The organism is Thermococcus sp. GR6 (assembly GCF_012027415.1).
GTDB lineage: Archaea > Methanobacteriota_B > Thermococci > Thermococcales > Thermococcaceae > Thermococcus > Thermococcus onnurineus.
In genome coordinates, this window is record NZ_SNUM01000001.1 from 274,013 (window position 1) to 286,273 (window position 12,261).

The 12,261-nt window shown below is 50.9% G+C and carries 19 protein-coding genes; 1 reads left to right on the top strand and 18 read right to left on the bottom strand.

The window, feature by feature from the left end; genetic code table 11:
- Positions 1-7: 7 nt before the first annotated feature.
- Positions 8-322, top strand: a complete 315-nt coding sequence (locus tag E3E32_RS01580; RefSeq protein ID WP_206205186.1) for a ferritin family protein — start codon at positions 8-10, stop codon at positions 320-322.
- A 53-nt stretch (positions 323-375) separates the two neighbouring features.
- On the opposite strand, the gene E3E32_RS01585 is transcribed toward E3E32_RS01580, so the two are convergent.
- From E3E32_RS01585 to E3E32_RS01670, 18 genes are all read right to left on the bottom strand, one after another.
- Positions 376-900 carry a ferritin family protein gene (locus E3E32_RS01585; RefSeq protein WP_167729902.1) on the bottom strand — a complete coding sequence of 175 codons (525 nt, stop codon included), beginning with the start codon at positions 898-900 and terminating at the stop codon, positions 376-378.
- A gap of 3 nt (positions 901-903) precedes the next feature.
- The gene (locus E3E32_RS01590; protein ID WP_167729903.1) at positions 904-1,254 is read right to left on the bottom strand and encodes an iron-sulfur cluster assembly protein; all 351 of its coding nucleotides are present in this window, start codon (positions 1,252-1,254) and stop codon (positions 904-906) included.
- Positions 1,255-1,257: 3 nt separating this feature from the next.
- Positions 1,258-1,617 (bottom strand): iron-sulfur cluster assembly protein, encoded by a 360-nt coding sequence (locus E3E32_RS01595; protein ID WP_167730877.1) that lies wholly within the window; start codon positions 1,615-1,617, stop codon positions 1,258-1,260.
- Positions 1,618-1,649: 32 nt separating this feature from the next.
- A complete protein-coding gene (locus E3E32_RS01600; RefSeq protein WP_167711884.1) occupies positions 1,650-1,832 on the bottom strand; it encodes a hypothetical protein in 183 nt (60 codons plus the stop codon).
- Between the two features lie 75 nt (positions 1,833-1,907).
- A complete protein-coding gene (locus E3E32_RS01605) occupies positions 1,908-2,255 on the bottom strand; it encodes a class II SORL domain-containing protein (RefSeq protein ID WP_012571828.1) in 348 nt (115 codons plus the stop codon).
- Positions 2,256-2,265: 10 nt separating this feature from the next.
- Positions 2,266-2,427 (bottom strand): rubredoxin, encoded by a 162-nt coding sequence (gene rd, locus E3E32_RS01610; protein ID WP_167730878.1) that lies wholly within the window; start codon positions 2,425-2,427, stop codon positions 2,266-2,268.
- Positions 2,428-2,509: 82 nt separating this feature from the next.
- The gene (locus E3E32_RS01615; protein ID WP_167729904.1) at positions 2,510-3,025 is read right to left on the bottom strand and encodes a rubrerythrin family protein; all 516 of its coding nucleotides are present in this window, start codon (positions 3,023-3,025) and stop codon (positions 2,510-2,512) included.
- A gap of 88 nt (positions 3,026-3,113) precedes the next feature.
- The gene (locus E3E32_RS01620) at positions 3,114-4,199 is read right to left on the bottom strand and encodes an FAD-dependent oxidoreductase (protein ID WP_167729905.1); all 1,086 of its coding nucleotides are present in this window, start codon (positions 4,197-4,199) and stop codon (positions 3,114-3,116) included.
- Positions 4,200-4,208: 9 nt separating this feature from the next.
- The gene (locus tag E3E32_RS01625; RefSeq protein WP_370456345.1) at positions 4,209-4,754 is read right to left on the bottom strand and encodes a ferritin family protein; all 546 of its coding nucleotides are present in this window, start codon (positions 4,752-4,754) and stop codon (positions 4,209-4,211) included.
- A 67-nt stretch (positions 4,755-4,821) separates the two neighbouring features.
- Positions 4,822-6,051: an FprA family A-type flavoprotein gene (locus E3E32_RS01630; RefSeq protein WP_167730879.1), complete on the bottom strand. Its 1,230-nt coding sequence runs from the start codon at positions 6,049-6,051 to the stop codon at positions 4,822-4,824.
- 40 nt (positions 6,052-6,091) lie between these two features.
- Positions 6,092-6,544 (bottom strand): peroxiredoxin, encoded by a 453-nt coding sequence (locus E3E32_RS01635; protein ID WP_167729907.1) that lies wholly within the window; start codon positions 6,542-6,544, stop codon positions 6,092-6,094.
- 1 nt (position 6,545) lies between these two features.
- Positions 6,546-7,427: a thiamine pyrophosphate-dependent enzyme gene (locus tag E3E32_RS01640; RefSeq protein ID WP_167729908.1), complete on the bottom strand. Its 882-nt coding sequence runs from the start codon at positions 7,425-7,427 to the stop codon at positions 6,546-6,548.
- On the bottom strand, positions 7,424-9,136 hold the full coding sequence (locus tag E3E32_RS01645) for a 2-oxoacid:acceptor oxidoreductase subunit alpha (RefSeq protein WP_167729909.1): 1,713 nt from the start codon (positions 9,134-9,136) through the stop codon (positions 7,424-7,426). The genes E3E32_RS01640 and E3E32_RS01645 overlap by 4 nt, the downstream gene beginning before the upstream one ends.
- A gap of 151 nt (positions 9,137-9,287) precedes the next feature.
- Positions 9,288-9,641: a DUF302 domain-containing protein gene (locus E3E32_RS01650; protein ID WP_167729910.1), complete on the bottom strand. Its 354-nt coding sequence runs from the start codon at positions 9,639-9,641 to the stop codon at positions 9,288-9,290.
- Positions 9,642-9,653: 12 nt separating this feature from the next.
- Complete coding sequence (locus E3E32_RS01655) at positions 9,654-10,949, bottom strand: cytochrome c biogenesis protein CcdA (RefSeq protein ID WP_167729911.1); 1,296 nt, start codon at positions 10,947-10,949, stop codon at positions 9,654-9,656.
- A 59-nt stretch (positions 10,950-11,008) separates the two neighbouring features.
- Positions 11,009-11,338: a hypothetical protein gene (locus tag E3E32_RS01660; protein WP_167729912.1), complete on the bottom strand. Its 330-nt coding sequence runs from the start codon at positions 11,336-11,338 to the stop codon at positions 11,009-11,011.
- 2 nt (positions 11,339-11,340) lie between these two features.
- Complete coding sequence (locus E3E32_RS01665) at positions 11,341-11,547, bottom strand: hypothetical protein (RefSeq protein WP_167729913.1); 207 nt, start codon at positions 11,545-11,547, stop codon at positions 11,341-11,343.
- 110 nt (positions 11,548-11,657) lie between these two features.
- A complete protein-coding gene (locus tag E3E32_RS01670) occupies positions 11,658-12,197 on the bottom strand; it encodes a nitroreductase family protein (protein WP_167729914.1) in 540 nt (179 codons plus the stop codon).
- Positions 12,198-12,261 lie beyond the last annotated feature (64 nt).

Here is a 12,261-nt window from a genome sequence, read left to right on the forward strand (position 1 = left end):
ATGATCTATGGACGGTGATTCCATGCTGGGTTTGAACCCCATTTCCATAGACAAAGAAAAGCTGTCAAAGAAGGAAATCATCCAGGCTCTCCGCTGGGCGGTCATAGCTGAGCTCGACGCTATAAACTTCTACGAGCAGTTTGCCGAGCTGATTGATGACGAGGCGGTAAAACACACCTTCCTCGATGTTGCAAACGAGGAGAAGGAACACGTGGGCGAGTTCTTGGCTCTGCTCCTCAAGCTCGACCCTGAGCTGAAGGAGTGGATGAAAAGGGGATTTGAGGAGGTTGAGGGAGAGACCGGGATAAAAGTAGAGCTTTGAACTTTTTCTCTCTTTGAGGAACCAACATCCTGGAAAGAAAATGGTAGAGGGACTTACGGTCCGAGGTTCATCATCTGGCTGTACATTGCCCAGTCAAGGAGGAGCTCGTACTCGGCCTTGAGCGTGTAGTAGTGCCCCTTCTCCATGTCGCTGAGGTAGCGCATGAGTCTCCTCTTGTCTTCCGTTCCCATTATGTTCTCGAGCTCAGCGTAGAAGTTGGCTGCTATCTCTTCGGCTTTCATGGCCCAACGGATAAGGTCTATTATGTCCTCAACGCTGTGAAGCTTTCTCGCGACTGGCTGGAGCTCTGGCCCTATGTGCTCCTCCGGGAAGATGACATCTTCTCCAGGGAACATATTAGCGTAAATCCTCCTCAGGAGTTCCTCATGCTTCTTTTCCTCTTCTGCGAGCCACTCAATTTTCTCCTTTAAAGCCTGTATCTCCATCCTTTCGGCAAGACTTGTGTAGAACTCCCTTGCACCTATCTCGGCCTTTATGGCCATTCCAAGGAGCTCCTCAAGGGAGAAATCCCTAATCCTTTCGAGGGGAAGCCCCTCGTCAAGTTCAGGTGGAATCATAAATCATCCCTCCGCAAGCAACAGTCCAAGTTCATTGTAAACTCTTATTTTATTAAAGCCTTCCTCTTTCAAAACTGTAACGATGTCTCTGAGAATCCTGTTCTGGACGTTTATCGCCAGCATCTGGCAGGCGTGACATTCTGGGGTGGAGCGGGCCATGAGGAGGAAAACATCAATCCTATCTCCTTCAACCGTCAGGCCATAAACCAGCCCTTCGTCCACGATGTTAACTCCGGTTTCTGGATCCTGAACTTTTTTTAGAATCTTGACTACCCTCTGAACCTCTGGGGGCAGATCCTTACGCGGTCCTGATTTTGGTTTTTTCCCCGACCTTAGGAGATTAAAGAGCCCCATAGCTCAGACCTTCTCTGAGCTCAAATCTTCGATTGTATAGCCTTTCTTGTTCTCAAAAACACCAACGGGGTTGTTCTTGAGGTCGTAGACGTAGACGTTGTCAAACTTGACGAGGGCAAAGCGTTCGATGATGTCACCGATTATCTTGGAGTAGGCTATCGCAGACTGGCCAGTTATATTGTACTCGGCGTGGCTCTCGAAGTTGAGCCAGATTTTCAGAGTATCATCCTTGACCTCTAGGCCAGCTATTACTCCCGAGTCAAGGATATCCCCTCCAGTAACTGGGTCAGTTATCTTTCTGAGCTCATTGAGAACAGTCTTATAGTGTTCTGGCCATTCGCGGTTGGGCATGTAGACCTTCATTTTTCTCACCGATAGGGATTCCTCATGTCGTGTTAAAAGCCTTCCTGGCCAGTTCTGCCCATAGTAGAATACTCTGCCGATATTGATGTGTAGATGGGGAAGGCTATCTTCACCCAAAGAACTATCGGTACGACATAGAGAGCAACTATCACTGCTTTCTGGAGTGCTACCATATCATCCAGCAGATACTTTGTCCACAAAAAGAGCACTATCAACAAGACACCAAGATGAGGGTTTTCTCTGAAGCCATTCCTACGATTAAAAAGAAGAGGGGGTTGGGGCCTGAGCTTTCACTCAAGCTCGACCTCGTTCTCCCAGAGGCCATGGATGTTGCAGTAGCTCAGGGCGTAGAGTTTGCCCTTCTTCTGGGTCCTGAAGAAGAAGATAGCCTTCGGCTCGGTAAGCGGGTCGCTGTGGTTGGTGAAGGCAACCCTGCCGACAAGAATCGGGAAGTTGCCGTCCTCAGGGTGGAAGTAAAGCTCGATCCAGGCGATGTGGTGCTCTGGGGTGTTCGGGTGTGGTATCTCCTTTCCGACGCTGACCTCAACTTTGATGAGGTCACCCTCCTTCTCGTACTCTATAACGGGCACGTGCTTCTCTCCCTTCCAGTCACCACTCTTTATGGTTCCGCTAAGCACTTTCACCACCTCACTCTATCTTTTCAAACATGTCCTTGGGGGCGCCGCAGAGCGGGCAGACCCAGTCTTCGGGAAGGTCTTCAAACTTGATTCCCGGCTCGATTCCGGTGTCCGGATCGCCTTCATCCTCATCATAGATGTATCCACAAACTATACATTTCCACTTTGCCATTTCCATTACCTCACTCTAATGTTGTTAGTCAGGCCTTATAAGGTTTGCGTTTCAAACTTGTTCATTAAGAAAAACAAAGAAATCACTCGAAGACCACAAACTTATTCCCAGGAACACCGCACACTGGGCACTTCTCGGGGATTTCATCGACGGCGGTGTAGCCGCAAACGGGACAGATGTAGACCTTTTTTATCTCGAGGTCCTCCCACTTCTCGACCCTCTCTTTTGCCTTTGTGTAGAAATCAGCATGTATCTTTTCTGCCTCGAGGGCGTAGTGAGTTGTTCTGACGGCATCCTTTTCGCCTTGGAACTCGGCCGCGTTCTTAAAGACAGGGTACATCTCCTCAACCTCGTAGGTCTCCCCATTTATAGCCTCTTGCAGGTTCTCGGGGGTCTTGCCCAGCTTTCCGAGGGCTATGAAGTGGTTCTTGGCATGGACAAACTCGGCATAGGCTATTGCCCTGAAGAGCTTGGCTATGTTAGGATAGCCCTCCTTCTCCGCCTGCTCGGCGAAGATAAGGTACTTCATGTGGGCCATGCTTTCGCCAGCGAAGGCCTCCTCCAGAAACTTCCGAGTCATTTTCCTTTCCACAACCATACTATCACCAACAGAGGTTCTGCATTAATAGTTGGGTGGTGGGGTATATAACGATTTTCTAAACCTTGAGTTTGTACGCTTTATCACTTCAGTCAATAGACAGTCCTTCTTTGATTGCTTTTTCGACCTCCATGGCTCTCCTTACGTCTCCGAGCACAACTGCCCCAATGGGCTTTTCATCTTTGTAGAAAACTTTCGTTTTTTCATCAAACCACCTGCCTTCTCCCCTTGTTCTTCCAATCAAAGCAACGTTTAAGTCGGCGAACTTAAAGAGCGCCGAGCAGAAGGAGAAGTCGTAGTGGTTATCCTGCTCCCTGAGCAGGTTTGCGAGGATCTTTGCGTGCTCCACAGCGGCTTTGGCAGTCCCGCATATCGTCCCGCTGTACTCGGCGCAGTCACCTATTGCGTAGACGTCCTTCGCGGAGGTTCTGAACCCTGTATCTATAAATATTCCACGCCCAGCGTGGATTCCGCTCCTCAAAGCTAGCTCCTTGTTGGGAACTACCCCGAAGGCGCAGACCTTAAGCCTCCCGGGGATGTACCCCTTATCGGTCTCCACACCGTTCTTATCGGCCTTCAGGAGGTTGGCCTCGAGGTGGAACTCAACTCCGACCTCTTCCAGCTTTTCCTGGAGCTTTTCGCTCAGCTCCTCGTCCAGTCTGAGGAGATTCTTGCTCCTGTGGATGAGCTTGACAGAATAGCCGGCCTTGGCCACATTCCCGGCCAGCTCAAGCCCTATGAAGCCGCCGCCGATGACCGTGATCTCTCCCTCTTCCTCAAGCCTTTCCTTTATCATCTTGGCGTCGTCAAAGGTTCTTAGGGTCAGGATGTGCTCCTTCCCGGGTATAGAAGGCTCTCTTGCCCTCGCGCCAGTCGCAAGAACGAGGACGTCATAGGGAATTTCCCCCTTGCTCGTCACGAGAACATTCCTCGCTCTGTCTATGGCCTTGGCTTCAACGCCTAATCTGAGGTCTATTCCCTTCCGCTCGTACCATTCGACTGAATATGGAAAAAGAGCCTTTTCATCCGCAAATCCTGCTATGTAGTGGCTCAGCATCGGCTTTGAGTAGTAAGGGAGCTCTTCTTTGTCCACTATTGTTACTTCAAAGTCCCCAGAGAGTCTCTTGGCAAGTTCAACTCCTCCAGGCCCATCGCCGACTATTACAACCCTCACGCTGTCACCTCACGACCGTGTGTGGGGCGCCAGGTAAAGTTCGAGCTGGGTGTTAAGGTGCTCGATGGGAGCGTTGACGTATTCTGGCTTGCCCTCCGTGAAGCCCTCGAGATATTCAACGTGAGATTTTATGGACGCGTAGTGGGCTCTCTCCTGCGCCGCCAGAAATCCGAATATGGCCCTGTGCTCTGGGAGGCGTTTTTCTAGGTGGGTGTATAGCCTCTCTGCAGATTTTTCATTGATTAGGGCAATTCTCATAGCCTCCACGAGGTTAACGACAGTGTCGACTCTGATCGAAGCTTCGGCGAAGGGTATCCCTTCGGGAACGGTGTAGTCAGTATCCCCAAAGAGCGTTTCGTGCAGTCTTAGGAGGGTCTTCTTGTGAGAGTCCTCTGATTTAGCGAGGGTCTGAAAGAAGTCTCTGAGCAGCCCCCCTGTTCTGGAGGCGAGACTCTCATAAAAAGCCTTGGTATCGTCTTCTGAGGCTATAGCGTAGCCAATTATCTCCCTTAGGGGGAGCTTAACAAGTTTGTCAAGAATCTCATCCATTAACATCACCTGTGTGTAACATTTGTGTTTGAAGTATTTAAACCTACGTAAGTGAGGCCAAATAATGAAAAGATCAAGAAATCCACCTGACGAGCTTTCTGACGCCTTCTCTAAGCCTCTCCTCATCCTCTGGAGTTGGCCATCCGCGCGATTCAACTGTGTCCACGTGATCGAACTTGCTGCGGGTTATCATGGTCTCTATCTTCTTTCCAGCAACGCCCGCCCAGCCGAAGGCGCCGACTATTAAAACGGGCTTCTCATAGTTGGCCTTGTCGAGTATCTCGTAGAGAGCGTAGCGTATGCGTGGGTGTATCTCGGCCTCATAGGTGGATGCTCCTATTATGAGCGCCTCGCTGTCTGGGACATCGCCGAGTATATCGCTAACTGCAGGTGCTTCTTTGTCCGTGAACTTGTAGACAACCGGGTTGAGGCCGTGCTTCCTAAGCTCGTCCAAAACAATCTCCATCCTTCTCTCGACGAAGCCGTACATCGAGTCGTAGATGACGAGAACCTTGCCCTTCTTTACTTTCCCAGCACCGACAGCCTCGTAGTGCTCAAATATCCTCATGGGATTCTTGCGCCATATCAGTCCGTGTCCTGGGAGTATCATCCTTGCCTCCTGCACTATGCCGAGCTCCTTGAGCTTCTTTATGTTCTGGACTATGTACTTGTGGTAGTGGCCTATGACGGTGACTATGTACTTGGTGACGTAGGGGAGATATTCCTCGATAACCTTTTCGTCGCTGTCGTCAATGACTGGGGGAATGGAGTAGCCTCCACCGGCGTCGCAGCTGAAAATGAGCTTATTCTCAACGACATAGGTTATCATTGTGTCCGGCCAGTGGAGCCACGGGACGGTTATGAAGCGGAAGGTTTTTCCGCCGATGTTCATCTCCTCGCCGTCCTTGATTGTGTAGAAGTTCTCGACGACCTTTTCTCCGTAAAACCCCTCAAGGAAGCGCTTCGCAAAGCTCGTACCTATGAGCTGGGCCCTGTACCCGTTAGCCTCAAGAACTGCCGGAAGGGCCCCGCTGTGATCCGGTTCGGTGTGATGGATGATGATGTGTGTTATCTCTTTGGGGTTAACGATGCTCTTGAGGGCCTCCATGAATTCCTCTGTATACTCTTTTTTGGTTATGTCAAAGAGAACAACGGCATCTTCGAGCTTCATGAGGTAAGCGTTGTAGGTTATGCCCTCTGGGATGTCCCAGGTGGCCTCGAAGTACTTGATCCTGTCGTCATCAATCCTTATAAGGTAAAGCTCGGGGTCATCCAGTATTTTTTCAGTCCAGACCTTGGGCATTGCGATCACCACCTTGAGTTCTCTTTCCAGGGTTATTAACTCATCCCTTCAGGACTGCCAGTATCTCGTTTAAGTTCGGAAGCTCTCCGAGGGGATAGACCTTCACAAAAGCCACCCTGCCGTTTTCGTCTATTATCACGTTCGCCCTTTCAGAGATGCCATCCTTCTCTCTGAAGAGGCCGTACTTACGTGCAACTTCCCCATGGGGCCAGAAGTCCGCCAGTATTCTGAGCTTTTTAAGGCCCATGTGATCTGCCCATGCCTTTTTTGTTGGGACTGAATCAACGCTTATTCCCACAGGAACAACGTTAAGCTCCTCAAGCTCATCGTAATGCTCCTCTAGGGTCTTCATCTGCCTTTCACAGATGTTCGTCCATGCTAAGGGATGGAAAGAGAGCAGAACCCGCCTCCCCCTGAAGTCGCTCAGCCTGAACTCTTCCCCGTTCTGGTCTTTCAAAATAAAATCAGGTGCAATGTCTCCAACTTTTACCATTTCAGAGCCTCCTTTTGATATCTAGAATCTTTCTTATCTCTTCGACCTTTGGCTCCCTCTTCCACAGCGGCGTTTTGTCGCTCTTGTAGGCAGGAACGAGCTCTTCAAACGTGGGCTTCTCGTTGATGTAGAACACGCCAAGTGGGAGCGGATCGGTTTCAATCGCGCGCTTAAAGGCCGCTTCTCTGTCGTATGGGTCATGGTCGTCCATCCAGTAGGTGTGCTCCTTGTACCAGGCGTAGGTGTTCACCTTATTGAAGCTGACACAGGGGTGGAAGATATCGACTATGGACAAACCTTTGTGCTCTATCGCCTTCTTTATTATCTCGACGCTCTCCCTGAAATACCCCATGAAGGTTCTCGCAACGAAGGAAGCATCGAGAGCTATGGCAAGGGCAACGGGATTGAATGGTTCTTCAAAGACACCCCATGGCTGAGTGGGTGTCTTCATACCCTTCATTGTGGTGGGGGAAGCCTGACCCTTTGTGAGGCCGTATACCTGGTTGTCGTGAATGAGCACCGTTATGTCGGGGTTCCTTCTTATCGCATGCATCAGGTGGTTTCCGCCCTCGGCGTACATGTCTCCGTCTCCACCTTCCGCTATGACAGTCAGCTCCGGATTGGCCACTTTAACACCTGTCGCTATCGGTATCGCCCTTCCGTGGAGCGTGTGGTAGCCGTTGGCGTTTATGTAGTGGGGCATCTTTGCCGCTTGTCCTATTCCGCTGATTATCGCGACCTGGCTCGGCCTCAGACCGAGCTCTGCCAGAGCGGAGATGAGGATATTCCTTATACCGAAGTTTCCACAGCCAGGGCACCAGGCGACGTCCTTGCTACCGGGTCTCTTGGGCTCAAAGGCTTCCCTGCCCTTTGGAAGGTTCATTCTATCACCTCCTTTAGGGCCCCAAGAATCTCTTCCACGGAAAACGGCCTCCCATCGTACTTGAGAACTCTGTGATGAGCCTCAATTCCAAGCTCCTTCCTTAGAAGCTCCGCGAACTGGCCCGTAATGTTGAGCTCGACGGCTATGATGGTCTTGCCTTCGAAGAACTTCTTTGCCTCCGGGTTGAGCGGGTAGAGCCAGCTGAAGTGGAGCAGCGCTACATCGTCCCTACCGAGCTTCTCTATGGCCTCCTCAACGATGTGGAGCGTCGAGCCCCAGGCGACGATGATGTACTTGGCATCCTCCCCTCCGATGAGTCTTGGTAGCGGTGCGTTCTTCCTGATGGTCTTGAGTTTTCTGATTGCCCTCTTCTCCTGCATTCTGACTGTGAGTTCTGCATCCTCTGTTATGTCGCCCCACTCATCGTGCTCGTTTCCGTTGGCTACAACCACATCCTCACCGTAACCTGGGATCGCCCTCGGCGATATTCCGTCCTCGGTGAGCTCATACCTCCTATAGCCGGGCTTCGCTTCGACTATGTGTTTTTCGACCTTGACCTTATCCAGCTCGAGCTCAGGGAGGTTGTAGTAGGTATCCACAAGGTACTGGTCGGTGAGTATTATTACGGGTACCTGGTACCTGTCCGCCAGGTTGAATGCCTCGGCGCTCAGGTAGAAGGCCTCCTCTATGTTGCCCGGGGCGAGGATAATCCTCGGGAAGTCCCCGTGGCCGGCGTGGAGAACGAGATTTAAGTCGCCCTGCATGGTTCTTGTGGGCAGGCCGGTTGCAGGTCCAGGCCTCTGGGCGAGGTGTATGACTATCGGGTTCTCGGCCATTCCAGCCAGGCTGAGCGCCTCGGTCATGAGGGCAAATCCGCCACCGGAGGTGGTCACCATAGCCCTCGCTCCGGCGTACCAGGCTCCTAAGGCCATGTTGATTGCGGAAATCTCGTCCTCGACCTGCTCCACCACTATCTCGAAGTCCTCCGCATGCTGTGCTGCGAAAACTGCCACCCCTGTTGAGGGGCTCATCGGATAGAAGCTGAGGAAGTTCATACCCCCGGCGAGGGCACCCAGAGCCACAGCCTCGGCTCCGCTGAGGAGTATCTCGTTCCTGACCTTTTCTTTCCTTTGGACTTCCACCTTTACGGCACCTTCCTTGAGGAGCTTGAGGCCGAGTTCGTAGCCCTTCTTTGCCGCCTCGATGTTCCTCTGAACAACGTTCTCGCCCTTGCTCCCGAAGCGCTCCTTCAGATATTCCTCAACCGCCGAGAATTCACCGCGGAAGATGCCAACGACAATGCCCGCCGCTATGGTGTTGAGGTAGAGCTGACTGCCAACATCGAGCGCCATCTTGGTGAGGGGAACCTCGATGAAGTGGATCTTCTCGAGAAACTCCTCCTCGACGTTTTCCTTCTCGCCGATGACGACTGTACTCTCTGATATCCTGTCCTTGACCCACGGTAGAACACCGCGCTTGAAAGGAATTAGAATGTCTATCTTCTTCACGAAAGCCCTTACTCTCTTGGATGAAACCCTTATCTCCGTGGTATTTATGCCTCCACGAACGCGCGACATGTACTCCTTGTTTGCATAGACGTTGTAGCCTGAGAACTTCAGCGTTCTGGTCAGAATCTCCTCGACGGTCTGGATGCCCTGCCCTGCAGCTCCACCTAGAACCACAGAAAGGTCTTCTTGAAACTCCACCATAACACATCACTTCGGATTAAGTTCGACTTTCGACATCATAAGGTTTGTGGATTAGATTTATATAATTTTCTTTTGCAAGTCTAAAAATCCTGCTCGCTGGACGTTGATTTTCTGAAAAGGAAAAGGAAAAGAAAAGGCGGAGACGACTTCGTTAAAGGCCCTCAATAACGCTTTTAACGACTTCGAGGGGCTCATTGATGACGTCGAGTATGTCATCGGCAGTGTTTATAGCAAAGTAAACTTCTCCATCCTTTTCATAGAGGAGGACTGGACAGGGGGCGAAGGAGCCTATTTCGTACTCCTTCTTGGTCATCTCGTAGAAGACCTTTGGGTTGCAGACGTAGAGTATCCTGTAGGGCTTCATCTCAACCCCGAGGTTGTTCTTGATAACATCGCTTGGCGTGAAATCAAGGATCACTTTGTAGCCCCTCTTTGCGAGCTCCTCCCTAAACTTCTTTTCGGCTTCCTCAAGGCTCAGCCCAACCTTTCTCCTGTATCTGAACATTTTTCCACCTCCTCAGAGTTTTGAAAGACCCTCAAAGAGGGCGCTCCAGAGCTTTAACGGTGTGAGTTCTGTGAGCATAAGCAGGCCGAGGAGCACAAGGATTACGCCCAAGGCCCGCTCCCACTTTGCTTTGCCAGACTTGCCTAGGCTTATTCTCCCAGAGAGGAACTTCCTGTTTATCCAGTCCCCCAGGTCCTTCGAGGTGGTAATCAGGTAAACTGTCAGCCCCATGCCAAGGCCGTAGGTTCCCATCACGATTATTCCTTTGAGCGTGTCCCCGCTGAGGGCGGCTGTTATGACGGCAAAGCCAACGTAAGGGGCTATGCAGCCGAGCCACGTGGCCCCTAAGGCCGAGCCGAGGGCGAAGTCATACAGCTTTCCTCTCTTCGACGCCACCTTATCCGATGCCGAAAAGCTCAGGAACCCCTCAAGCTTAGCGCTTACGCTCTCGCTCAGGAAGCCCAAGCCAATCACTATGAAGCCGAGGCCGCCTATGAGGTACAGGGCTCCCCTTATCTGGGCCGCGTAGGAACCAAAACTACCCGCCAGGGCGCCCAAGATGGCGAAAGATAACACCATGCCAGCTATTATCAGCTCCACGCTCCTCCTCGCGAAAGTGAGGGAGAAAGTGCCAACTATGAGGGGCAGGACGCAGGGTGAGAAGACACTCAGTATTCCAGCCGAGAATATCGGCAGGAGAACCGCGAGGGTGAGGTTTGTGTTGTCTTCCTGGGCATGGTGCGTTGCAGTTTCCGTGGTTTGAGTTTGTTCCCCTCCTTGGGGTTTTTCATCGTTCCCCACCGCGGTCTTCACGAAGAACTCCAAACCATTAGGATTGAGCGCACCGATTGCTACTCCCTTCAGGATTTTGGTGCCGTTCTCGACCTTGAATATCACCATTGTTGGCGTCCCCGGAACGCCGACACTTATCTCTTCCCCCGGAGTTTTTGGTCTGTAGTAGCCGGTGTTGTCGGGCTGGATGACCACAACGTCATCGTAAACCCTGTATCTGAGCGTTGTAAGGGAGCGCGCTTTGTAAACGTCGATGGAAACAAGGTTTAATCCCGAAAGGGTCTCCTTGGATTTCTCAGTCGGGAAAACGCTCGTCTTCATGTAGTTGCATGCCGGACAGCTCTCCGAGTGGTAGAAGATGAAAAAGTACTCGCCTTCGTGGGCCTTGATTAGGCTATCCAGTTCTTCCACGGTTGAGACATCGTGAAAGGTTAGCTCGCCGTATTTTACCTCACCGGCCTTAGCAAATCCAATCGAGAGCATGAAAATGAATATGATTGGGAGCAACTTCCTCATAAATATCACCCAAAATAATAAATTTACGGGATAAAAACCTTTTCTTGAAGCTTTTTTCATCAAAAAGTCATCGGGACGTAACCTTTTTCGAGGTAGTCCGCTATTATCTTCCCCACGTATTCCACTCTGGTGTACTTTTCCAGCTTTACTGCAAAACCTCCATCCTCGGCTATCCTTTTGCACGAAAGGGGAAGCTTTCCCAGCTCCCTCAGCTTCTCAATCCACTGAAGAAATTTCCTATCCCCCTCTGCGATCTTCCTTTCGATTGGCCCGAAAAGTATCACCTCAACGTCTTCCACCCACTTGTATTTCAAAGCATTGGTAGCCCACATGAATCCTACCAAAGCTTTTTCGTCCTCACTGGAGATTATAACAAGCGCTTTTACCATCTCTACCCCTCCAGGGCCTTTATGAATTCTTCAAAACTCCTTGTTGAAATCTCCCTTTCCATAACTATGACGTTTATGTTGCTGCATTCATATTTGGCGCACAAACCGATGCATTCCTCAACACTGACTTCGTAGCCCTTTTCTTGAAGGAGCCTGACAATTTTCTCCAGGTAATCACCAGCACAGAACTTGCAAACCTTGGCTTTCATCTTATCACCCAAAAGTGTTTCGGAGGTACATCTTTTTGGTCTCACTATTTCTAATGTGGAAAGTCTCCAAGTTTTTCAGTTTTCAAAATGTAAAGGAAATCGGAATGCTTTCATTTTTCAAATGGCATGCCAAACCTGTTATAGCTGACCTTCCCCCACTCGAAGACCCCTTCGCCGTGGGGCGGCTTATTCTCCGCTGGATAGCCAACACCAATAATGCAGAGAACGCGGTAGTTTTCTGGAATGTCCAAGAGCTTCCTCACGTATTCTTCGGCGCTCTTCTCCTCGTTGTGCATCCTGTTCCTAATCTGCACCCAGAAGGATCCCAGACCCAGGGCAACGGCCGCGAGATGTATATGCTCGGCCGCTATGGAAGCGTCCTCGATCCATACGTCGCTCTTCTCACCATCCGCCGTCACGACGATGGCTAAAGGTGCCGTCGCCAGCCCAGAGGCGCCTAACTTTGCCTTCGAGAGCTTCCGGAGCTTTTCCTTATCATCAACGACTATGAAGTGCCAGGGCCTTTTGTTGTATGAACTCGGCGAAAGGAAAGCAGCCTCAAGAAGCTTTTCTACCAGCTCCCCCGGGACTTTCTTATCCTGAAAGCGCCTTATACTTCTCCTTTTTCTCAACACCTCGAAGAACTCCATGCCACCACCGACAAGAATTTCCTGGAATCCATTTAATATCCTTTTCCAAAGTTGGTATTTCCCA